The organism is Niastella sp. (genome assembly GCF_045805085.1).
Taxonomy (GTDB): Bacteria; Bacteroidota; Bacteroidia; order Chitinophagales; family Chitinophagaceae; genus Niastella.
In genome coordinates this window covers 1-25,048 of sequence record NZ_JBJMLX010000066.1, presented here as the reverse complement: position 1 = coordinate 25,048, position 25,048 = coordinate 1, and the positions used below count along the sequence as shown (strand labels likewise).

General features: G+C 46.4%; 11 protein-coding genes. All 11 read right to left on the bottom strand.

Annotation, left to right across the window (positions count from 1 at the left end):
* Nucleotides 1-925, bottom strand: a 925-nt coding sequence (locus ACJ751_RS02980) for a RagB/SusD family nutrient uptake outer membrane protein (RefSeq protein WP_407743887.1), incomplete at its 3' end; no start/stop codon positions are given.
* A 19-nt stretch (nt 926-944) separates the two neighbouring features.
* Nucleotides 945-4,169, bottom strand: a complete 3,225-nt coding sequence (locus ACJ751_RS02975; protein WP_407743886.1) for a SusC/RagA family TonB-linked outer membrane protein — start codon at nt 4,167-4,169, stop codon at nt 945-947.
* A 273-nt stretch (nt 4,170-4,442) separates the two neighbouring features.
* A complete protein-coding gene (locus tag ACJ751_RS02970; RefSeq protein WP_407743885.1) occupies nt 4,443-8,462 on the bottom strand; it encodes a two-component regulator propeller domain-containing protein in 4,020 nt (1,339 codons plus the stop codon).
* A gap of 59 nt (nt 8,463-8,521) precedes the next feature.
* A complete protein-coding gene (locus ACJ751_RS02965) occupies nt 8,522-12,088 on the bottom strand; it encodes a VCBS repeat-containing protein (protein ID WP_407743884.1) in 3,567 nt (1,188 codons plus the stop codon).
* An 86-nt stretch (nt 12,089-12,174) separates the two neighbouring features.
* Complete coding sequence (locus ACJ751_RS02960; RefSeq protein WP_407743883.1) at nt 12,175-14,094, bottom strand: RagB/SusD family nutrient uptake outer membrane protein; 1,920 nt, start codon at nt 14,092-14,094, stop codon at nt 12,175-12,177.
* A gap of 41 nt (nt 14,095-14,135) precedes the next feature.
* Nucleotides 14,136-17,312, bottom strand: coding sequence for a SusC/RagA family TonB-linked outer membrane protein (locus ACJ751_RS02955; protein ID WP_407743882.1), 3,177 nt, complete (start codon nt 17,310-17,312; stop codon nt 14,136-14,138).
* Nucleotides 17,313-17,555: 243 nt separating this feature from the next.
* Nucleotides 17,556-19,178, bottom strand: a complete 1,623-nt coding sequence (locus ACJ751_RS02950) for an alpha-L-fucosidase (RefSeq protein WP_407743881.1) — start codon at nt 19,176-19,178, stop codon at nt 17,556-17,558.
* The gene (locus tag ACJ751_RS02945; protein WP_407743880.1) at nt 19,175-19,531 is read right to left on the bottom strand and encodes an L-rhamnose mutarotase; all 357 of its coding nucleotides are present in this window, start codon (nt 19,529-19,531) and stop codon (nt 19,175-19,177) included. The genes ACJ751_RS02950 and ACJ751_RS02945 overlap by 4 nt, the downstream gene beginning before the upstream one ends.
* Nucleotides 19,532-19,804: 273 nt before the next feature.
* Nucleotides 19,805-21,658, bottom strand: coding sequence for a cellulase family glycosylhydrolase (locus ACJ751_RS02940; RefSeq protein WP_407743879.1), 1,854 nt, complete (start codon nt 21,656-21,658; stop codon nt 19,805-19,807).
* A 145-nt stretch (nt 21,659-21,803) separates the two neighbouring features.
* On the bottom strand, nt 21,804-23,597 hold the full coding sequence (locus ACJ751_RS02935) for a glycoside hydrolase family 2 protein (protein WP_407743878.1): 1,794 nt from the start codon (nt 23,595-23,597) through the stop codon (nt 21,804-21,806).
* Nucleotides 23,597-25,048, bottom strand: a 1,452-nt coding sequence (locus tag ACJ751_RS02930; protein WP_407743877.1) for a GH39 family glycosyl hydrolase, incomplete at its 5' end; no start/stop codon positions are given. The genes ACJ751_RS02935 and ACJ751_RS02930, both read right to left, overlap by 1 nt.

The following is a 25,048-nucleotide window of genomic DNA, read 5'->3' as shown; positions in this document are numbered from 1 at the left end:
GCTGGGTTATTTCCTCAGGCCAGCTGAAACTGTCTATCCAGGCAATTTCACCACCGGGCGGATTCCAGCTTCCACCCCAGTCCTGCGGGTCGCCCTGTTTTACTTCAAACTGAATTTCAAACAACGACTCATCGTTGTTCTGGTTATCGTATTCATGCACATCGGCAAAGTTCTTCAATAAACTATAGTTGGCAGAAAACTCAGGATTATTAAAAGCAGCCAACGCGGCAGCATAATCTTTCAGCCACATGCGGGCCGACCCTTCATAGGCATAGGCAGCGCCTTTGGTGGCCCTTCCCAGGTCGGCCTTGGGAAGGTCTTTTTTCGACCATAACAACGTTTCAGCCTGTTGCATATCGGCTACCACCTGCATGAACACCGAGTCGCGGGGTGAACGCGGTCTTAACCCCAGATTTAATGCGCCGCTGGTATCTACCTCCAATGGTACCCCGCCGAAACAGGATGCCAGGTAGTAATAGGTGAGCCCGCGCAAAAAGTACGCTTCCCCCCTTAACCGGTTAGCCAGCGAGGCAGTAAGCACCCCTTTCCCTTCTGCTTTTGTAATAACAGTAAAGGCAGAGTTAGCCCGGGCTATCCCAATATACGACTGGTTCCATAAAGTTGAAAGGCCGCCAAACGTAGCTGGTAACTGGTAGTTATTCCAGTACACATCGCCTCCCCAGTTAAAAAAGTCATGGGTGCCGAAATTAGCCCGGTACCAGATGCATTTTTTCAGCAGATCGCTGTTCTGGTACGTATCGTAAATACCATTTACCAGGCCAATTACCGCCTCCTTTTTAGTGGAAAGCGCATCAGCATTTGACTGAAAGGTATTGTCCTGCTCCAGGAAGCTTTGCTTACATGCCAGTGGAAAAACCAAAGTAAGCAGGAACACTTTTATAATATTTTGATTGCTACTTGCCATATGACTGATTTTTCAATCGTTAAAACGTAAGGTTTACTCCTACCGTAAAATACCTGGAGGAAGGATAGGTGCCGTTATCCAGCCCGTATTGTGTTGGATTGGGCGGCATATTGGTTCCGCCGCTTGAACCTCCCTGCATCCCGATCTCCGGATCAATCCCTTTATATTTGGTAATGAAAAACAGGTTCTGTGTAGAAGCGTATACCCTCAATCTTGTAATGGTGAATCTGTTCAGCAGATCGCTGGGTAAGGTATAGCCCACAGTGAGGTTTTTTAATTTCACGAAGCTGCCATTCTCCACCCAAACATCCGATGGAACGCTGTTAAGTGTATTATCATCATTAGGCAGGGCGCGGGCATACCTGTTTGAAGGACGGCCGGGCTGCCAGTAATTATTGTAATATTCCTGGCTCACGTTCTGCACGCCTTCCGAGCCTCTTTTCTGGAAGCTTTCCAGGTGGCTTTCTACATAGTTCAGTATTTTGTTGCCGAAGCTGCCATAAAAATATAAGTTAATATCCCATGCTTTGTAGGAGCCGTCAAGGTTAAGCCCGCCAAATACTTTAGGTTGCGGGTTGCCGATACTGGTGCGGTCCTTTGCATCAACCATCCCATCGCCGTTCAGGTCGGCAAAATGGCGATCGCCCGGCCTGGTAGCAGCGCGGTAATAAATGCCGCCCGGCGCTTTGGCATTCAATGCGTCTATCTCGGCCTGTGTTTGAAAAATGCCTAAGGATCTGTAACCAAAGAACTCTCCTACTGGTTGGCCTACATATGACCGGCTAAACTCATCCCAGCCCTGCCCTACTAAGGTCACCCCGCCGAAATTGGTAACGAAGCTGGTGCCTGAGGTTATACTGGTGAGGGTATTCTTTATTCTTGAAAGGGTAAGGCCGGCTCCATATTGAATGTCTTTACCCGCACTGCCCCTGTAATTCAGGGCCAGCTCAACGCCCTTATTGTTCATGCTGCCCACATTGCGGGTCAGGAAATTGTACCCTGTTTGTGCCGGCGCCGCCAGGGTGAGCAGAAAATCTTTTGAATCCCTTTTGAACCAGTCAACCGTTACCGTCAGGGCGCCCTGCAAAAATGCCGCATCCAGACCTATATCTGTTTGTTCGTCAGTTTCCCATTTCAGGTTGGTATTTGTGGGCTGAATTTGTGCGCTGCCATTCTGGTATACTTTATTAAAAGGATAACCAAAGTTATCTTTGGCCGGCGTACCGCCATTATAATTGGCAGGAAAGTTCCCTACATACCAGGCCTGGTATTGAAACAACCCGATAGGTGTTTGATTACCCACTTTACCATAGCTGCCCCGCAGCTTCAGGTCGGCCAGGAAATTCACGTCTTTCAGGAACGATTCATTTTTTATTCTCCAGGCTACTGCACCTGAAGGGAAGGTACCGTATTTATGCCCTACATCGAATTTAGAGGAACCATCTCTTCTGATGGTACCGGTGATCATATACTTGTCGCCATATTGGTAGGTGAGCCTTGCAAATTCCGAGGCAAGGGTGCCAATGCTTTTGCCGTTACCATACTGGTCGAAGATCAGGTTCGACATCTGCGCCAGATCCCTGGTGGTATTATTCGGTGGTATGCCGGTTGCCCCCATTAAGGTGTTGGTATTTTTTTGGGCAGAAATACCCCCTACAAAATTGATGGTATGATCGCCAAAGGTTTTATCGTACGAGATCGTATTCTCCCACAACCATTCAAAATTGTTACTCATGTTCTGCCTGTAGCTGGCAGCGGTAATAGCAGCGGCCGGGAATTGGGCATTGGCCCGGGCATCTTCAGGCTGAAAAAAGGAGCCGGAGAAATTCCGCACATTTACCCCTGCATTGGTTTTTAGCTTCAGGCCTTCAAATACGGTAGCTTCCAGGGAAGAAGTGGCCAGCACAAAGTTGGTAATGTTCTCGTACTGATTCGTCTCCACTGTATAAACAGGATTGCTGAATTTAAATACATTGGGTTGAACCGGATTGTAAAACCCATAGTTGCCATTGCCATCTTTTATCTGGTAAGTGCGGCGGTTGCCGCTATCCAGCGTGGGCGGGTTAATCACTAAATTAAACAGCTGCCCTGTTCCATAAGGGTTATTGGCGCTCTGGTAACTATACTTCACACTGGTGGAAGATTTAAGCCATTTTGTGGGCTGGTAGTCGAGGTTTAGGCCCAGGGTGAACCTTTTAAAGAAGGAACCCAGTACAATACCCTTCTGGTTATAATAACCAAACGAAACAGCGGTTTGCACTTTATCGCTCCCGCCTCTTATTCCAATAGTATAGTTTTGGGTAAGACCGCTGCGGTACATCGCATCCTGCCAGTCTACACTATGCAGCACATCGGGTGTATGCCAGATGGGTAAGCCATGATAGGTATGGGTTGAATCTGCCGCCTCTACATTGTTCGACAGCGTAGCCCAATCACGGGCATTTAACAGATCGTATTGTTTGGGTTTGCTTTGAAAACCGGTATAGGCGTCTAATGAAACCTGGGTTTTATTTTTTAATCCTTTTTTAGTGGTGATGATCACTACGCCGTTGGCGGCGCGGATGCCATACACCGCAGTGGCGGAAGCGTCTTTCAGTACATCTATGGTGGCAATATCATTGGGGTTGATATTGTTGATGCCTTCGGTGGTGGGGTAACCGTCTATTACATATAAAGGTGCATTTCCCCCCGCGGCCAAACTACCAATACCTCTTACCAGCACGCTCATATTGCCGCCCGGCGCCGCATCGTTATTGATGATCTGTACGCCGGCCGCTCTTCCCTGCAAAGCCTGGTCTACGGTGGTTACCGGTACTTTTTCAATGGTGGCGGCGGTTACCGAACTGATGGCGCCGGTTACATCTTTTCGTTTTTGTGTTCCATAACCAATTACCACCACTTCATTCAGGTCGAGGCCGCGGTTTTTTAACGATACCAGCACATTTCCGGTTTCATTAATGGGAACATCCAGTGTTTGAAAGCCAATAGAACTGATGGTTAAAGTAGTTTCATCGGAAGGGATGGTGAAGGAGAAATTACCGTCCGGCCCTGTTTGAGTGGCCAGTTTACTTTTCTTTGCAACAACATTGGCGCCGATAACAGGCTGGCCGTCGGCCGAATTGGAAGTTACTTTACCTGTTACCTTTTTTTGTTGGGCAAAAACAGCTGCCGAAAAAAACAGCAGCGGCACCACACAGGCGACTAATCTAATAGTCAACCTGGGGACAATTGAAGCCTTTCCCATATAGCAATTAATTAGGTTAAAAGTGTATTGACCGTTAGTTCAAATTCTATACTAAAATTATTATTTCTTTATACTTAAACGTTGTACTTTTTTATCAGGTAATCACAATTTTTAAGCTAAAAACCAGGTTTTAAAGTTGAAAGTTTAAAGTTCTCTATTAAGGGCCCTGAACTTAAAACGGTAAACGAAGAACTCAGGAGCTTCTTTTATAACGTGAAGTGAGTGTACTGGGCACTCATTTTAAAAAGGGCGGTGATCAGGCCACCCTATAATTTACTTTACAATCTTGTTGCCCAAAGGTTTTCTGTAACGCCTGATAAATTCGGAAGGGGTCATTCCAAACAGTTTGGAGAACTGCTCTCTAAAATATCTAAGATCATTAAAACCTGTAGCGTAAGTAACTTCTACAACCGTTTTACTGGTGTTAATCAATATTTCCGCCGCTTTCCTTAATCGCAAATACCTTACAAATACGTTTACGGTCAACCCGGAAATAGCTTTGATCCTTTTGTATAAGGTCGGCTGGCTCATGCCTATCTCCTGGCAAAAGAGCTGCACGTTAAACTCCGGCTTGTCCATATATTGGTCTACGATCTCGATACACCTTTCCAAAAATTCTTTATGATCCGCTTCAATGCTGGCCGTCGGCTTTAGCGTAATGGCATTGAAGAAATATTGCTGCAGCCTGTTCCTCGATGTTAAGATATTCTGCACCCGGGCAACAATCAGTTCTTTGCTAAATGGCTTACTTACATAATCTTCCGCGCCACACTCCAAACCCGTTAGTTTTGATCTTTCAGAAGCGCTCCCCGTCAATAATATGATGGGAATATGCGCCAGGTGCGCCTGTTGTTTTAGCTTACGACACAATTCAATACCATCCATTTTGTCCATGATAACATCGCTGACGACAATGTCGGGCAATTCCTTGCTGATCAGATCAAAAGCAGCAGCGCCATCGCTTGTTTCATAAATAGTAAATTGATCCCTGAATATGTCCCTTAAATAGCTTCTGAGCCCGGCATCATCATCAACAATGACCATGGTTGGCAGCCCCGAAATGATCTTGTCAATCACCTTTGACTTGTTGTCCGCGGTTGTATTCTCTTCCTCACGGCTTTCTTCCACCAGTTCATGAATAATGCTGGCACGATGGCTCCTGTCTTCTTCATGGGCATATTCCATGGAAGCCTGTTTATTCCTGGGAAGGATCAGCGTGAAAGTGCTGCCCATTCCTTCCGTACTTACGTAGGATAATGACCCGGCATGTGCTACAGCCAGTTTCTTTGACACATATAACCCAATCCCAAACCCGGTGTGTGACGCCTTCCCGGTATTGTTGGCCTGGTAAAAGGCATCAAATAACCGGTGGCTGATATTTTCGGCAATGCCACAGCCGGTATCTTTAACAACGATCTGTATTTGCCCGCCCTCATCAGTCAGCGACAATTGCACTTCTCCGTTGGGCGGGGTATACTTCAGGGCATTTGAAAGAAGGTTAAATAAAATTATTTCAATTTTTTCCTTGTCTCCACAATAGCATATTTCATCCGAAGGCCTGTCAAAATTCAAACTGATATTTTTGGATGCTGCCCGTTGCGCAAAGCTCAGGAATACTTCGTTACATACTTCATTGATGTCGAAACCGGAAAGGTGGAGCTGCTGCTCTATGGACTCCACTTTCCTGAACAACAACAACTGATCCACCAGGCTTAATAAACGCCGGGCATTCCGGTGTACGGTCGACAACTTTTTTTGAATGTTCTCCGAATTCACTTCCGCCATAAGGTCCTTCAAAGGGCTTACAATTAATGTCAGGGGCGTTCTGAACTCATGAGAGATGTCTGTGAAAAAAGAGATCTTTCTTTCTGTCAGTTCTTTTTCTTTTTGCTTCTCCACCAATGCCAGCTTAATTTCATATCGCAACCGGTCCTGGCGCCGGTAATAATAGATAAAGGCACAGACAATACCGATGGCAACGGCTGCATACAATAAATACGCCCACCAGGTCCTGTACCAGGGCGGCAACACCTTAACAGACAACAATTGCACTTCCTCATTCCAAACCCCATCCGGGTTCATCACCCTTACATAAAATGCATAGGCGCCCTCCCGTAAATGGCTGTAATTGGCCGTCTTTATATTATTGGCAATACTCCAGGTCTTATCCCACCCTTTTAAATAATAAGCGTAATTCAGGTTATCTGCATTTGAATACTGCAATGCGGTAAAATCAAATGACAGGATGGCCTTGTTAAATGGGACCGTTATGCTGGTGATAATGTCTTTGTTGCGGGAAGAAACGTAAGCCGTGTCGGTTTCTACAGGAGAATTGTCGATTTTTACCCCGGTGAGAAACAGGCGGGGGATATTTTTTTTGTCATAAACGCTGTCCGGGTAAAAACTATTAAACCCTTTGATCCCTCCAAATAAAAATTCCCCGTTTGCAGCGATCATGGCGGCATTAAAGCTGAACTGGTTGCTTTGCAATCCATCCGCCTGCGTAAAATTCCTGAACGTATGTAAAGCAGGATTGTAACGGCACAGGCCATAATAGGTGCTCAGCCAAAGATCACCCTGGTTGTCTTCCAGGATCCTCATGATCCCATTGTTAGGCAATCCTTCTTTGGTTGTTATTCGCCGGTACGTCCCTTTTTCCCGGTTAAATAACAGCAGCCCGCCTCCCTCTGTGCCCACCCAGAAATGATGTTGTTTATCTTCGCAGATACTCCTTACAGGATACCCGATAAAGAATGATCGATGTCGCTTTTTTCCGGGATCTATCTTTATTAAATAATTGTAATTGCCTCCCCATAAATTACCTGACCTGTCTTCCTTCAACACCTGCAGATCAACCAATGAACTATCGAAAAGCTCAAACTGATCGGCAGTCCTGTTATACAAATACAAATGACCTCTGTTGCTGGCAGAAGCCCATAAACGTTGTTGCCTGTCTTCATAGATCTGCCAGACATTCTTCTCCGCAATTTTTTGAAAAGGATTATAACAGGCATAATGCCTGAACGTGTTGTTTGCTCTGTTCAGTTTGTCTATCCCCCCGAACCAGGACGAGATCCAGAGATCGTTTTTAAAATCCCTGGCCATGTAGGTGATAAAGTTGCTGCTGATAGAACCAGGGTCGGCTGAATGAACATATTTCGTGAAGCTATTCTTTTGTTTATCCCAGTAACGTAACCCTGCCCCATCCGTCCCGATCCATAAGTTCAACCGGTCATCTTCGCAAAGAGACAATATAAAATCGTTCACATCTTCCGTTCTCCCCTGGTGATACGAGATGGTCCTGAACGGGTGAAGATTCTTTTCCAGGATATTCACGCCACCCCTGAGCGTTCCGATCCATTTACGGCCTTCGTCATCGATGAAGATATTATAGATCGAATTACTGTTGATGGCTTCTCCCGTTAAAGAAAGCGGCAGGGCCTTTCCGGCGCCCGGCGGTAAATACCACAACCCGTTCCCGTCAGTAGCAATCCACAGCGCCCCATTGCGGTCTTCTGTAAGGTCTCTTACGATCATTTGCGGGATAGGATCGAATGGTGTAATGGTGTTTTTGTAAACCCTCGCTACGCCTGAATCGCTTACGATAAAAAGATCGCCATCGGACCTTGAAAAAATAGCGTAGCATTGTGTTAACCCTGTAGCAACGGCAGCTATTCTTCCACTTCCGATCTCATATTTATATAGGCCGAGGTCCTTAACAAAGAACCATACCGCCTTTTTGGTTGAATCGTATTCAATGGCCTGTACATTGTACGCCCCACAGGTTTCCCCGGGAAGCACCATTTGTTTTCCTGGCTGGTTGTTACCGGTAAATACAATAAGCCCGCTATGCGCTGTGCCAACCAACATTACGTTGCCGGCCTTCTTTATCGACAAAACAGCATCATACAGGGGAACAGTTTCGGAGCTATGGGCTTTTCTGAAGCGGGGCGTGAAAAAAGCAGACCGGCTGGGGTCATAAATACTTATGCCCTTTCCTTCTCCTATCCAGATCTTATTCTCATTGTCGGAATTGATACAAAAAACATGATTATCCAACAGGGAGGTTGGATCGCCTATGGTATTTCTAAAAACGCGAAAGGAGGATCCATCATACCTGTTCAACCCGTCATAGGTGCCAAACCACATAAAACCATTATGGTCCTTGTAAATACAGGTTACGGCATTGTTTGAAAGGCCCTGATCGATGCCCAGGTATCTTACAGATAATGTGTCGGAAGCAAAACAAGCTACTGCCCGGAAAAGAAAAAATAAGTAAATGGCAAATTTCATATTCTACAAAGGGAACCGGCTAAATTTACCTAATTTACTAAATACATGCTAACTATTTTTTAAAAGTTTAGTACCCTCGATCTACCGCTGGCATTTCTGATCGTTACCGACTGAACGTTGCTGTCGACTAAAATAAATCTTGATGATTGGGATAAAAAAGAATTTCCATAATAAAATTCTTCCTTCCGGGTTCTGTTGTTTTTCTCCCTTACAATGGCGCTCACATCATCCGGGTTAACCGGCACGTTCTTTACCGTCCGCTTCAATTGATACAGTTTCAGCACATCCTGGTGCTGGCTTGCAGCCACCAGGTAATGGCCCGATGCACTTATTAATTTAACCAGCGCTTTACCATTGTGCGGGATATAGATCCCGCTTTCGCTGATAGATCGGGGAAAAAAATTGCCTTTCCCGTCCCCTTTTAACAGCAGTCCGTTCAACGCATCATATCGCCCCGTACCCACTTCGGTCCCATAATCATTTCCATTGAGCAAGACGTCCAGATTGCCATCGCCGTCGAAATCGTCGGCAACCATTCCGTTGATGACCGATACCTGTGCTTCCCGGGGCAAAGGAATTAAAGTGAACTTTCCGGCGCCATCGTTTCGCAAATAACAGGATTGCAGCATGTTGGCCTGTAGCCGAAGGGCCCCGTTCCGTTGTTCCGGCGTAAGGATGTCATCCATGGTTGCCAGGGCGAAAGGTTTATAAGTAGGATACCTTTTTTTGATCCCGGGAAACTGGCTCGCAATATCGTCCCGGCCAAAAGCAGGAAATTCCTTTTTTTGGCCCTGCGCATCCGGAAGATAGAGAGAAGGTATGGCGATATAGGGCCCGTTCTTTTCAAAATCCTTGGCGGTAATGCAAACAGGAAAAGAGTCATTGCCCTGGTAAAAAGTATTTGATCCTACGTTACCAATAATGTAATCTGTTCTTCCCGTATGCCTGAAGTCCCCTGCTACGATGCTATTCCACCAGCCTGTTTTACCGGCCACACCTGATGCGGCCGTGACATTGGTAAATTTTCCGCCAACATTTTTTAAAAACGTTACCGGCATCCATTCACCCACAACGATCAGGTCGGTTTGCCCGTCATCATCAAAATCCGTAAACAGCGCATCGCCAATCATTCCGATGTTTTTCAGTGCAGGGGCCACCCCGGCAGTGACATCCGTGAATTTCACCTGGCCTTTTTCGGAGTCATTACGAAAAATGAAACTGCTTACCGGTTTTGGATATTGAGCAGGGGCAACGCGGCCCGACACAAACAGGTCTAATTTGCCGTCATTGTTAAAATCAAAAGCCCGTACGCATAATTTGCTGGTATAATTGACCGGCAGCGCGGAAGCAGCTTCCTGAAATTTTCCTTTGCCATCGTTGAGGTACAATTTATCCTGGTAGTGGATGCTGTCGGGGGCTAACGAATACCCGCCTCTGGCTATGTACAGATCGGGCCGGCCATCACCGTTGGCATCGAAAAGCAACAGGCCTTCGTCTTTTGCCTGACTGGTTGGGGCGTTCAGGCCAGGCAATAATTCCTGCTGGCTGAATTTCCCGTTTTGCCGTTGTAAAAACAACTGTGCCGGTTTCACGGAGTTGCCGCCAACGATCAAATCATCCAACCCATCGCCATTTATATCGGCTGCTGCCAGCGCAGGGTTATATTCTGACAACTTGTGCGGTAACAATGTCTGAATATTGAAATCAATATAGGGGTTATCCTGGTGAACATAGGTAATGCCGGCAACGGCGCTCACTTCCGTGAACAGCGACTGCTGATCGATCAGTGGCTGCTGACCCGGATCGGTTGCTGTTGCGTCCTCGATGTTCACAACGATCGACCGGTCAACCGGTACGCTTTTTAGCGTTTGTTTTTTCCCGTTGTTCCACCTTACTACCAGGGAGTCGAGCTGGCTTATTTTTCCCAACCCAAAATGCGCCCTATTTTGTACAGACGAGAGATACCCACGGTATGGGTTATTATCGTACGCCTGTTGTTTACCATGGTCATAAAAAATAGCGGCCGTGGCGCCGATGCCATTTATATTTTGTTTACCGCCTTTGAAATGAATATTCAGGTAATGGGTAGAAATAGTGTCGTTGTCTCTTGACGTGTTCCTGTACAACAAGGCTTCATCATCCATATTGTTTATCACCATGTCCATGGCCCCGTCGTTGTCCAGATCGGCGTAGGCAGCGCCGTTTGAAAAGGTAGGCACATTCAACCCCCAGCTCTTGCTCACATCATCGAACTGGCATGCGCCGTTATTTTTAAAGGCATAATTGTGCAATTTCACCTGCGGGATCATGTCAAGCAGTTGCCGGTTACTGATAGTGCCGCCCGACTGTTTGCGGTAGGCGATAAAATCATGATCCGACCAATCACGCGGAAAGCCGTTGGTGATAACCAGGTCACGGTAACTGTCATTATCGAAGTCAGCCACCAACGGCGCCCAGCTCCAGTCGGTTTGCGACATTCCGCTCATAAAGCCGATCTCACTGAAAACCGGCATGCCTGTTGAATCATGCTGCCCTACTGCGGGCCCCTGGTTTAACTGCAGGGTATTGCGCACATACTGGTATTGGTAACCGTAATTGTCGAAGTTCTGACAGATGTTCGGATTGTTGGCAGGCGCCATCATTTTTTTGCGATAATTATCTTCAGCGCTCATGTCCAGTTCCACCACATCAGGAAGCCCGTCGTTGTTAATGTCCACTACATCCTGCCCCATGCTGTTATAGGAGGTGTGTTTGAAATATTCCTTCGCCCTGTTTGTAAAGGTGCCGTCGTGGTTATTGATGTAAAGAATATTATTGGAAATAAAATCATCGGATACATAAATGTCTTTCCAGCCGTCATTATTGAGATCGCAAATGCTCGCGGCATGGCCGTACCCTTCAAAAAGTATCCCTGCTGCATCCGAAACGTCATGAAAAACAGGATGACCGGTATGGGGGTCCGGCTCATTTTTATAAAGCCTTCCGCGGTTGGGCCCCGCTGTTGGCTTTTCCTGCCCTGTAAAAACGGAGGCAACATAGTCGTTCGAAGCTTCATTAACGGTCAGGTACATGTCAAGATCGCCGTCATTGTCGTAATCAAAAAAGCTGGCCATGGTCGATTGAACATGGCAGTCCAGGCCGTATTCGGCGGCCATGTCCCTGAATTGAGGAATGCCTTCTTTATCCCTGCCGAGATTAATGTACAGGATATTTCTTCTCCTGAGCGGATCTTTATACAGGGTATTGCAAATATACATGTCCATCAATCCGTCGTTATTGATATCCACTATAGCCACGCCCCTTGCCCATCTTCCCATTCCTTCAACCCCGGCTTTTGCAGTAATATCTTCGAAACGGAAATCGCCCTTATTGAGGTATAATTTGCAGGGCGCCATTCCGCCCGTTAAAAAAATGTCGGGCAGTCCATCGTTATTAAAATCACCAATGCCAACACCCCCTCCGCTATAGATATTGACTACAGCCAGCGGGTTGATGGAGTCGTTCTCGACGATCGTATTGTTAAATGTAATGCCGGAATGTGAGGAGGAGATCTTTTCGAACAGGTGGTGTTCGCGGTTGCAGGATAAGCTAAGAGCGATGAACAAAATGGTGCAAATCCTTTTCATAATAAACTCATTTAAATAATGCCTCCTGATAAGAAACAAAGGCCCACTGTAAAAACAGCGAGCCTTTCAAACGAATGCTTGTATGATCAATAAAACGGATTTTGAATCAATTTCAGGTTTTTATTCATTTCGTCATAAGCGATGGGCAGGAAATAAGATTTGGGACTCCATGCTCTGCCGCCGGAGTAATCCAAATTGGCATAATTGCCGGCTCCGCTCACATTGGCAACGGGCGTGTAAACGGGTGTGCCGGAACCATAGGCTGTAGAACCGGTGTAAGGATAAAAGATATGAATGCTCCACACATTGCTGAAACCGGCTTTTTGTCCATATACAGCCGGGTCGCAGATCATCCAGCGACGCATATCAAAATAGCGTAATTCTTCAAACGCCAGTTCAATCTTTCGCTCATGTTGCAGGGTTGCCTTCGTAGCAGTTCCGATAGCGGGCATACCTGCTCTTTTCCTTATCATATTGATATAGGTAGTGGCAGTGGCTGCGTCGCCCAGGCCCAGACTGGCCTCGGCATAATTAAGCAACACTTCGGTATAACGCATATAACGCCAGGGTGTAGACTGCAACACTTTCAATGGGTCCAGATTCGGATCGCTCCATTTTCTTAAATAATAGCCGGTGGGCGACCAGTTCCAGATATTGGCGCCGGTAGGAGGATTATGGGTATCGAAGCCGCCGGCTTCGTACTTAATATCATCGGTAGTGGGATGGGTAGCCGAGGTGTCCTGATACCCGGTTTGCAGTTTACCAGTTGCTTCATGGGGTAAAATGTCAGTTGTTCTTTGGCGCCAGTTAGCGCCATCGTACAATACCGTGGCATAAAAACGGGGATCGCGGTTTTGATAGGGTTTGGCAGCATGAACCGGGTTGCTCCAGCTAAAGGTAGTGCCATCATTCATCTCATACTCATCTACGAATTGTTGGGTGGGCGCATCAACTCCCCAACCCCAAAAGCCATTGGGATTATGGAACAATCCGGGGCCATACGTTTTCCCATAATCGTTCCAGTTGGCAACCGTATTGGTGGAAACATATTTTACAAAAATATCTTCCGGCGTACTCATTTGAATAAAGAGATTGCCATAATTGGTGGCTGCCTCCGTTTGTGATGCGGGGTTAGGCTGGTACAGGGAATACACGCCCAGGTTTATTACCGCCAATGCCGCGTCCTTTGCCTTTTGCCAACGGGCCTGCCTGTCGCTGGGCGAAAAGCTGGTATACCTTACCAGTTCAGGGTGTGCATAGCCGGCAAACGGATCGGGCACCGTACCGTTGCCACCATTGTATAGATCACTGGCTGCAAATAACAGGGCCCTTGATTTTAAGCCAAGTGCCGCGCCTTTGGTAGCCCTGCCTACCTGTGTTTGTGTTACAGGAAGATACTGGGCAGCGCTGTCGCATTGGTCTGAAATAAACTGAATACATTCGGCATACGAGTTCCTGGGAACGCTGAAACTATCCGTTAATGCGTAGGCCGTTGTAATAATGGGCACTCCACCATACAAAGACACCAGGTTGTGGTACAAATAAGCCCTCACGAAAAACACTTCTCCCATCAGCTCATGCTTGGTAGCCGTATCAATGGGCGCTGTATTTATTTTAGAGAAGAACATATTGGTAGCCCTGACGAAAGAATACTCATTGCTCCAGGCAAGATGTTGTAATTCGGGGCAATTATTATTGTTGAACGGCCCTAAATTGCTGGGGGTCAACTGGCTCAACATGGCCTGTTGTTGTCCGGCCCAGGTACAGGCCTGCGTAAGCGCTTCATCAGTAAGCGAAGCCAGCATTGTCCAGTCGAAACCATGCGGCAACCCCTGGTACATATTATTAACATAGGCCATTAACAATCCGGGATCTGTGGATTTGAAAACAGCATCATCAGAAACTGCACTCACCGGCGTTTGGTCCAGTACTTTTTTATTGCATGATAGGTGCGGGCCTGCTACAATGGCCGCTATCAAAATAATGCAAACAATATTTTTTTTCATGTGTATTTTTTAATCTGTTCAGCAATCAATAACTACGGATATTAAAACGTCAGGGTCATTCCCATAGACATCACACGTGATAATGGATAATTACCACCTGAAATACTCGGTATTGCACTTTTCAGATCAGTTGGTTTGGCATTGGCGCCCGCCTCAGGATCAAAGTCTTTCAAACCAGGACACCAGGTAAGCAAATTTTGTCCGCTCAAATAAACCCGCAAATTTTTAATACTTGCTTTCTCAAGCAATTTTGAATCGAGTGTATAGCCGAACTGTAATGTTTTTAAGCGAACATAATCTGTTTTGTGAAGGAAGAAGGTGTTGCTGGTATTATCCCAATAATAATTACCGCGATTGGGTGTTCTTGGAATGTCGCCAGTAGGATTGTTAGGAGACCAGCGGCCGTCTAACAAACTTTTACGGAAATTGGTGAATGTTCCGCCATCTGAATTAACATAGGTAACAGCTCCTGTTGCACCCTGCAATAAGATCGACAGATCGAAATTTTTATAACCCAGATTGATATAGGTGCCAAAAGTAAATGTAGGAATGCTGCTTTTGTAGATCCTTTTTTGCTGGCGGGAATCCATGGTATCGTTTTTCGCAACATCCACATACCTGATATCACCCGGTGCTGGTTTTGTACTAAGTCCCCAGGAGGTAAAACCGCTCGCATAATCGAGGGAATCTTTTGAATTATGGATCACGCCATCCCCTACATAATATAATCCTGAACCCATGGGATGTCCGGTGGTTTGCTGCCATACCGGTGCGCCGGGCGCCTCGCCCCATTGCAACACTTTGTTCTGGGCATAACCGCCGTTCACTGATACGGAATAGCTGAACTTGCTGGCAGTGACATCGCTGTAGGTAACACTGAAATCGAATCCCTTATTTTGTGCCTTACCATAGTTTACACTAGGCAGCGACAAACCCGCTGAAGCAGGCACCGTGGCATTCTGGGGCCACAGAATATTACTCCTTTTATAATAGAAGTAGTCTGCCTCTACTGTTAATCTGTTGTTCAGGAAACTGGCATTAAAACCGATGTTGCTTTGGTTGGCCACTTCCCAGGTAATGTTGGGGTTGGCAATAACGCTTTCATACACCGTTTGCAGTTCATTGAGTGCGCCTGCGTTGTTCACCACAAAGGGATAATATTGCCCGGCGGTATTATAATAACTGCTGCCAAATAAATACGAGGTCAGGTATTGAAAATCGGCTACGCGGTCATTACCCGTTTTTCCCCAGGAGCCCCTTAATTTAAAATAATCAATGAACCGGACGTTCTCTTTAAAGAACTTTTCTTCCGAAGCTACCCAGCCGGCAGTAACGCCGGGGAAAAAGCCAAACCGATGGCCGGGAGCGAAGATGTAGGAGCCATCATACCTGCCTACAAACTCTACCAGGTATTTATTGGCATAGCTGTAATTGGCTCTTCCAAAATAGCTCAACCGGGAGTTTACGGTACCTGTGCCGCCGGTTGCCTGGTTGGCCGTTGCGCCGGCGAACATTTCCTGAACAGCGGTAGAAGCAAACAGATCCCTGTAAGCATTAAAGCTTTCTGTAGAACCTTTCGAAACCTGTGTTCCCACCATTAATTTCAGGTTGTGGTTTTCACCGATATTGGTTTGATAATTTAATAAGCCATAAGCCAGTTTTGAATAATTATTTTGAAACGATTCGTATAAAGTAGGTGAATTGTAAGCGCCAGCACCAAAAACATTCGAAGTGAGCACCGGCTTGCCATTGGCATCAACAGCAGTTCCATCCCACGAATATAACCGCCAGGGCCTGGTGAAATTCTTATCAAAATCAAAGCCATTATCGTAAGATACATTTCCGTTAAACGTTAAGCCCTTTACCCAGGGGATGTTAATATCCAACTTTAAATTCGAGTTCAACACATAGTATCTGTCGTTATTGACACCCGTGGCGCCGGTTGAAATTACAACCGGGTTTTCGCCGTGCTCGCGTGCAGGGCCAGGTAATCCGCCAGGCCACCAGGCAACAGAGGTTGGATAAGCTGATACCAGGTCGTTAAAAATAGTACCGGCAGATTTCTGCGGGTAATGTTTATCCTCTAAACGGCCGTTCACGTTCACAGCCACATGAATGTACTTGTTTACTTTACCGTCAACATTGGAAGTAAACCCATATTGTTTGTAGTAAGTGGCGCTGTTTCTATATTGACCATCCTGTTTTTTCACATCCAGCGCAACAAAATATCTCAAATTTTCAGTTCCGGCAGAAATGGACAGGTTGGCATTGCTTTGCGCCGACCGGGGTTTTAAAACCGTTTTAAACCAATCGGTATTGGGGTAACGCAAAGGGTCTGAGCCATCTCTGAATTTCTGGATCTGGTCGTCGGTGTATGTTTGATTCAATCCACCGGAAGGATTGTTGTAATAGGCTATTTCATTCAATGCAGTAGCATACAGCGGGGCATCCGCCATTTTAGGTAATTTGGTAGGCTGGTTATAACCATAATTACCATTCAGCGTAATTTCTGGTTTCCCGGCTTTTCCCTGCTTGGTAGTAACTAAAATAACGCCGTTGGCAGCCCTTGACCCATAAATAGCCGCAGAAGCATCTTTCAATACGGTTATACTTTCAATCGAATTCGGGTCAATTCTCTCCAGACTTCTATCGGGCACCCCGTCAATCACCACTAACACGCTGTTATCATTAAAAGTGTTGCTGCCGCGAATGCGTAAGTTAGTACCATCGGAACCCGGTTCACTACTACTGGTAACGGCCACCAGGCCAGGCAACCGTCCGGCCAAACCGTTGGTGACATTGGTAACCGGCGCTTCCGTTACTTCTTTGGCCTTGATTGTATTGACAGCTCCCGTTAAAGTTGCTTTTTTAGCGGTGCCATAACCAATAACCACTACATCGGTCATCTGTTTGTTTTCCGGAGTAAGCCCGATAACTACATTTTCGCCGTGTGGGGTAATTTCAACCGGGGTGTAACCAACGCCGGAAATAGATAAAACCACTTTTGAAAGGGTTGAAGGGACCTCGATCCTGAACGCCCCCTTTATATCGGCTGAAGTTCCGAGATCAGAGTGAAGGACTTTAATAGTAGCCCCGGGAATGGGTTCCCCGGTTTTGGAATCCTTGACATTGCCGACAATAGTCCTGGTTTGGGCTAATGCAGCAACATTAAATAGCAATAAAGAACATGCTACAAGCAGTAGTTTGATTTTTTTCATACAGCAATTTGTAAGGTTAAGAAACAGTCAATTTGGAACGTTGGAAAGAGGAAACGCCGATCAGGTCTTTACATATGGGAACCATTTAAACGTTAAATAATTGCAAATATGCTGATTAACCACTCATGATATAGGGGGACATATTGATAAAATAGAGGGGGGAATCCGAAAGAAATAAAAAATCCCGCCTGGTTGTCAATCGGCCAGACGGGATTATGGATTGGGAGACCATTTATGGATGGTCTAGGATATTTTCAGTACGTTGGCATAAGTAAGCGCGGGCCTGTTCTCCGGCAGCGTCACGTCCAATCCTGCTGCATTTCGTTGAAAATGCAGCTCACCGCCGCCAACCAGTTCTACTTTGTTCACTGCACCCGGCCGCAGGGTATTTCCATCTGAAAGACTTTTGATCGTTACTTTCCCATTGTCGGGCCATCCAAACACCACGGCATACAGCGTATCGCCCTTAGTGGTAAAACGCATGTCGGCTGCGCCAAAAGGTTTACCCTTTCCTTCATTGAAACCCTGTGCCGCTATCGGGGCGGCATCACTTATTGCCGGTCCTTCACCATAGACCTTCCAGGGTCTTGTATCGAAGATACATTCCGAATTGATTGTCATCCAGGCTGCAATTTCTTCCAAAATAGCAACTTCCTGGTCGTCGATGCTGCCATTGCCTTTTACCGGGATGTTCAACAGCAGGTTCCCGTTCTTACTAACTATATCTGTCAGCGTTTGAATAACTGTTTGGGCGCTCTTGTAGCTTTTGTTTTCATACACTCGTTTATCGTAATGCCAGCCACCGATACAGGTATCTGTTTGCCAGGTGAAAGGTTCTATTACATTGCTTTGTCCCCGTTCAATATCCCACACCAGGCATTTACGCTGCATGTCATTAAGGATCTTTCCGTTCACCACGGCTTTCAATATTCCTTTATTGCGCTTCAGGCTTTGGTTGTAATGGTGCGCAGCTAACTGAAGTCCCACGTCATTGAGCCCATGAAAGGGCAGCACAGTATCATCGAAATAAAGCAGCTCGGGTTCATATTTATCGATCAGTTCAAGCGTTCTTTTCAGGAATTTATCACAGTACGCTTTAGAGGGAACTGTTGTGCCATTGTTCCAGTCCCATTGAAGCCCATTTTTACTGAGGGCATGGTTCTGGGCATACAGCTCCTGCGGGTCCATACCCTGCCACCAGGCGCCTTTACCCTCCGCCTTTGTTAATTTGCCATCATAGGGTACGCCTGCCAGAGGGCCGTTCTTATCGCTTCCCTGTGCCGTTTCATACCAGGTCCATGCATGCGCGGCATGCACACTCACGCCAAATGGCAGTCCCTGTTTTTTAGCTGCCTTTGCCCAGCCGCCAATGAGGTCTTTCTTAGGCCCCACATTCACCGAATTCCAGGACTGGTACTTTGAGTTCCAGAGATCCAGGTTATCGTGGTGATTGGCCATGGCAAAAAAATACTTCGCCCCCACCCTTTTGTATAATGAAACGAGATGATCCGGGTCCCATTTTTCCGCTTTCCACTGGTGGATCACATCCTTGAAACCAAACTTCGATGGATGACCATATTTCTGCAGGTGATATTTATAATGGTCGCTGCCTTCTTCATACATGCCCCGTGCATACCAATCGCCATGTTCCGGCTCACACTGTGGTCCCCAATGCGCCCAGATGCCAAATTTGGCATTGCGGTACCAATCGGGCACCGCATAGCTTTGCAAAGATTCCCAGGTTGGCTGAAATGGCCCTGCTGCCTGTTGATCCAAACTTCCGAGGAAAGAGGCGCCGGCCTGCTTCGATAAAAGATAACCTGGTAGTGATAAACCCAATTGTTTTATAAGCGTTCGCCTGTTCATGGCTGTTGTTTTTTAGGGTGTAAGTCAAATATTTTATTCATAATGATCCATTTCTCCCCCTCTTTTGCCCAGGGAAGCGGCTGCTGGAATTTCCACATCAACTGTTCCCATTCCTGCACCCTGGTATTGGAGGCATCCATTTGGGATTTTTGTTCAAAAGAGAAGTGATCATCCGTTTCCATGATCATGAACAACCGGTTGCCGGTACGATAGATCTCCATATTGGCAATACCAGCCTCTTCTATGCTTTTTTTTATCTCGGGCCAGCCGTTTGCTGCCTGGTGCCAATACTCATATTCTGCAATAAGCGCCGGATCGTTCTTAAGATCGAGCGCCAGGGTATACCTTTTCATGGCTTACAATAAATGGATGTTAACGGGATGATACAGGAAGAAAAGAGACGTGCTCAAAGAGAAGACAAATACAGTACTCTGCTTTTTATTCATATAGCCTGGTATTATAGCAAAACAGTTTTACAGCAATCGTAATATCCAGGTGAAGTTAGTAAAGACAGGTTTGTCTATAGTACTACGAATAAGACTTTGTTTTATCCAAATCCGACCTTTTTTCTTTTATCGCTTATAAAAACAGGACCAGGTGGCGATGCACCTGGTCCCTGTCAGGAATTAATTCATTTTAACAACCTTAAATGATCTCAACCAGTTTGTTCCATGCACCTCCACTATATATACGCCCGGTTGAAGCGAAGCTCCCATGGACGTTTTGTTTGAAATGGCCGCATGTTGAATGGTCTCCACCTGTTTACCCAATACATCAAAGATCACGATCCGCTCTACCTCATCGCGGTTATCAATAGTTAGATTAAACTTTGATTTGAATGGATTCGGATATAATGATACCCGGTTCGTCAGCTGATCGTTGATTGGCTCAGCGGCTATTCGTCCGCTACCAACATTGGTCAGGGTCCATTGCTGGTTGTTACTATTACTCTGGCTCCATTGACCCAGATCGGCGCCGTTCGTAGTGCTGCCCAATCCGTCGAGGTATAACCCGGTGGCCTTATTTTTAAACTTCACATAACTGCCGGCCGCTTCTTTTGTCCAGTTCTGTGCATCACTGCCGCTATAACTATACTGCCCGGCAATGGAACCATTGGTACTCCTGTACATCCCATCAAGATATAACCCTGAAGCCCGGTTTTTCAGCAGTACGTAAGACCCGGCCGTTTCTATTGTCCATTGCTGGTTATAACTTCCGCTACTACTCCATTGTGCACAGTTGGAACCATTACTGGTGCTTCCCATTCCATCGATCATTAACCCGGTACCGCGGTTTTTCAAAGTAACGTAAGTAGTGGTTGATCCACCGCCGCCGGCCCCCTGCATGATCGCATTTATAACTCCCTGATCGGTTGCGGCGCCCGTACTGCGGTTAAATAAACCAAAATCAGCGGCGCCATTGTCCCAGTAAACAGGGATCATTCCTTTGCTTTTTGCCGAGCTCACCACATATTTATTGAAATATTCTCTTGAAGCCTGGTGAACCGACATATCGGAAGGATTGGTCCGTTTTATGGTGCCAAATTCTCCTATAAGCACCGGGATCCCTTTATCAACGAACTTTGTTTTCATTAACCCCAATGCCCGTTCCACTTCACTTTCTTCCCCCCAGGTGGCATTGCGGGAAGGCTCGATCGTTGAATGATGACCATTTCCCCAATAGTAAAACATAGAACCCCATGACGCATCGGCCGTTAAACCACAGAAATTCCAGGGTGTATAATAATGCACCTCCACCATCAACCGGCTGGCGATCTGGTCCGTTGGCATCGTGTTCATTAAGGTATTGGTGTTATCTATATTTGTCGACGGTCCCTGGATAATAAGGGTACGGGAACTGTTATTGCCACCGGTTGCCCGAACGGCGTTTATAAAGGTCTGATGATAGGATAATAAAACAGACATGCCAGTGGCGTCCGATACAGCGGGTTCATTGGCGCTGGCAAAAAGCAAATGTTCGTTGTAGCTCTTAAAATAATTGGCAATTTGGGTCCAGTAGTTTTGCTGTTTTGCATTTACAGCACTTTGGGCGCTTGTAGTGCAGTTGTTTTCCAGCCAGCCGCCATCCCAGTGAATGTTGATGATCGCATACATCTGGTTACTGATGCAATAATCCACTACGGCTTTCACCCGGGCAAGCCAGTTGGCATCGATCACGCCATTGGTGGTATGACAGTCCCAGGCACACGGGATCCGCACGGTGTTAAATCCGGCGGCTTTTACTGCATTGATAAGTGTTTGGGAGGTAGTAGGGTTTCCCCAGGCGTTCTCGCCACAAATGGCCTCTAACGTATTCCCCAGGTTCCAGCCCACCTTCATTTGACCGGCTACGGTCTGGGCTGTTGGCAGTTGCGAATAAACAGGCAGGGACATTAAAAGTCCGAAAAGAAGCATGGTAAAAAAGCCCGTTTTCGTTGTTACAAACGACAATACGCGCTTCGTGTTTTTTTCATGTGACATAAGCAATGTTTAAAGTTTGATTAGATTTAAAAAGCAAACATCGTTTTTCGCGGACCTGCTTCCTTTGAGCCGGTCGCGGCAATTACGTTACCTCTTTTTTACTATAAAACTATTGCTGTATTGCCTGAAACAGGGGGTTCAAATGTTACTGATTAGGGTAGGAAATGTTACCCGGCCTATTCGCATAAAAGGCTTTCATAATATACCAGGCTTTCTTTTTATCACCTTTCTCTGACAATAATCCTTTCCGGTTGTATCCTTTCTGATAAACAGGATGCATTCTGCCCGGCGACCGGTAGTCGAACAACAACCAGGGACACACTCCGCACAGGTTGGGAACCGTTTTGAACAGGTCAATTTGAGCGGTATAGATCGTTGCCTGGTACGCTTCGGTCCAGAAAGCGGCTTCATCAGACGGTCCGTAGTGACTCCCATATAAAGCTTCGCCGCCAAACTCTGATATAAATACCGGTTTATCCGGGCAAACCAACTTCCATTTTGTAGCAGCCGGTTTACCCTGCCAGGGAACATACCACCCGATGTACTCATTCAAGGAAATAAGATCGGAATATCTGTAAAGCGTATCCCAAATATCGAAGGTGTTGTTTTCGTACCGCTGGGTGTTCGTTACGTGCGTAATCAACCGCGTGGCATCCAATGCCCTGCATTGCTGCGTTAATTGAATAAGCGCTTCCGTTCGGTTGGGCGTACCCGGATAAGTCTCATTCGAAAGGCTCCAGATGATGACGCCGCAGCGGTTTCTGTCTCTGCGGATCATTTCTTCCAACATCCCTTTCATTTTTGCCCGCACGCTGCTGTCGGCAAATTCAATATGCTGATATACCGGGAGTTCGCTCCAAACCATCAAACCCATTTTTTCCGCTTCCTTTACCATGTTCTCATTGTGCGGATAGTGGGCCAGGCGAACAAGGTTGCATCCTAACTCCTTAGCCGCATTCAGTAATAACACAGCCTCCTCCTTCGACCAGGCGCGGGCGCCCTTGTATGGATCTTCCTCATGAATATTTACAGCCTTCAAAAAAACCGGTTTCCCGTTCAGGAGTATTTTATTTCCTTTCACTTCTATACACCTGAACCCTACACTATCCACAACGGTATCTGTTTCACTTTCTATTGCTACCCTATAGCGTTTGGGTAATTCAGGCGACCACAGTGTAAAGGCCGATGAAAACTCCACCTTTGCCATTCCTTTATCATCCGTTCTGGTGCTATACAACAGGTTGAGTTCCGGGATCTTTATTTTAATAGTTTGGGCGGGTTGCGTTCCGTTCAATTGCACCCAGCCTGCCACCGTATGTAAACTGCCTTTTTTTAATTGAATACTATAGTCATCGATATACGTGCCGGCGGTTTCAACCAGGTCAACATCACGGGTTATACCGCCATAGTTTAACCAGTCGAACCCGAAGCCCGGCAATCCGTCCTTATGCCGGCTGTTGTTTACTTTAACAACGAGGGCGTTTGTTCCTTCTTTTACTTTGCCGGTAATTTCAACCTGAAAGGGCGTAAAGCCTCCTTCGTGATGGCCGATCTTACTGCCATTCAGAAAAACCTCCGCGAGATAATTCACGGCGCCAAAATGAAGAAACAGCCGCCTGCCTTTTTGAATGGGATAATTAAATTGCTTTTTGTACCAAACCGTACCTTCAAAATAAGTGAGCGCACATAGCTGGGAATTAAAGTCGCCCGGCACTTGTAGTACCGGCCCGCCCTCAAATGAATATTCGAAAAAATCAGTTTTTTTTGGCGGTTTATCCTCCAGCCAAACCTGCCGCCAGTCACCAATACCGGTAGGGTCAATGAGGGCTTTCCATTCGCCGTTTAAGCTGGTCGTTTTCCGTGATTGCGCCTGTATTGCATCAGTCAAAAGAACAAGCATCAGGATAACAAAAGCCGGTTTGCCGAAAATTATTTTCATTACATTTTGATAAGGTTTAAAAAGAAAACATCGTTCTCATGAATGTCCAGTTCTTTGGAGAACGGGGTATTATCCTTTATGGTAATCATTTCTTTTAATATGGGCGCACCATCGTTCTGATTTTTGATCTGTTCTACCTGCTGCTTTGAAAGCTGCTGAGGTTTTCCCATTGATAAATAGGTTGAATACGCATCGTTGCTGCGGTAACCTACTTTATATACTTCAAGTGCATACGTACCAGCCGGCACGTTGTTGATCCCTACCTTTAGTTTCCCTTTTGACCGTGATGGCAGGTCCTGGATATAATATTTCTGATTGTGAACAGAATCGCCCGGATGCGTGTTGGTGAAATCCCACACCAATGCCTGGATGTTGCCCATTGAATCTTTGCAAACCCACGAAGCAGAATCCTTGTTTACCAGCTCCATATTTCCCAAACGATTCAGGAACTGGTACGAGTAAAATACCGGCTTGTTTATGCCCTGGATGGTCAGCATACCAAAGCCGCCGTGAAAGGGTTCGTAACGAGGGCCCGGTTCTTCAAAAATATCGGTGAACACCCAATACGACATGGAATTGGCGGCCTTACCCACCTGTTTCAGTTTTTGTAACACATAGGCGGCTTCATGATAGCTGTCATGAATGGGATCGGCCGGTGTATAGGAGGCGCTCCATTCGGTATAATGTAATTCCAGGTTGGGCATTGGAGAGGCTGCGATCTCTTTTCGTGACTGAAGCACGTCTCCGCTTACACTCATCGGGTTTTTATCGAGCACGGTACCTCCCTGTCCGAATTCATCCAGGAACCCCTGCTTTACGCCGTAAGCATGGGTGCTGATAAAATCTATTGGCACATTGTTCTTATGGCAATAGTCGATCATTTCGGGTTCCCAGGCTGCCCCCGCAGTACCGGGTCCGCCAACGCGGTATTCCTTGTTTACGCTTTTGATGGCCTTTGCCGTGTAATTATACAGTTTGAAATAATCCTGCTGGGTTCCCGTCCAGAATCCCGGTGAAAGGTTTGGCTCATTCCACACCTCAAAATACCAGGTCTTTACTTCGTTGGCGCCATACCGTTCTGTAAAGTGTTGGGTAAGGGCACGGATCAGGCCGGCCCATTTATCGTAATCTTTTGGCGGGGTAACATTTCCCCGCCACCAGAAAATGGTTTCATTGCCGCTGGCCAACGCACCGGGCATAAAACCCAGTTCAACAAAAGGCTTCATGCCGATGCTTTGCAAAAAATCAAACAGCACATCTACATACATGAAACTATAGACCGGATTCCCTTTGCTGTCTTCTTTATATACAGCCATATCATCGGTCAGCAATCCGTGCATGCGGATGTAGTTGAAACCGCATTCTTTTCTTACATACGCCAGCTGTTGCTGCCAGTCGGCCCTTAGTCCTTCATTGGCTCTTCCTGCACCCACGCATTCATTGAAAAAAGT

What these genes read in the sequence shown, in the direction of transcription:
- ACJ751_RS02960 (WP_407743883.1), bottom strand. Translation starts at nt 14,094, where the DNA reads ATGAAAAAAAATATTGTTTGCATTATTTTGATAGCGGCCATTGTAGCA.
- ACJ751_RS02940 (WP_407743879.1), bottom strand. Translation starts at nt 21,658, where the DNA reads ATGTCACATGAAAAAAACACGAAGCGCGTATTGTCGTTTGTAACAACG.
- ACJ751_RS02945 (WP_407743880.1), bottom strand. Translation starts at nt 19,531, where the DNA reads ATGAAAAGGTATACCCTGGCGCTCGATCTTAAGAACGATCCGGCGCTT.
- ACJ751_RS02970 (WP_407743885.1), bottom strand. Translation starts at nt 8,462, where the DNA reads ATGAAATTTGCCATTTACTTATTTTTTCTTTTCCGGGCAGTAGCTTGT.
- ACJ751_RS02955 (WP_407743882.1), bottom strand. Translation starts at nt 17,312, where the DNA reads ATGAAAAAAATCAAACTACTGCTTGTAGCATGTTCTTTATTGCTATTT.
- ACJ751_RS02965 (WP_407743884.1), bottom strand. Translation starts at nt 12,088, where the DNA reads ATGAAAAGGATTTGCACCATTTTGTTCATCGCTCTTAGCTTATCCTGC.
- ACJ751_RS02975 (WP_407743886.1), bottom strand. Translation starts at nt 4,169, where the DNA reads ATGGGAAAGGCTTCAATTGTCCCCAGGTTGACTATTAGATTAGTCGCC.
- ACJ751_RS02935 (WP_407743878.1), bottom strand. Translation starts at nt 23,597, where the DNA reads ATGAAAATAATTTTCGGCAAACCGGCTTTTGTTATCCTGATGCTTGTT.
- ACJ751_RS02950 (WP_407743881.1), bottom strand. Translation starts at nt 19,178, where the DNA reads ATGAACAGGCGAACGCTTATAAAACAATTGGGTTTATCACTACCAGGT.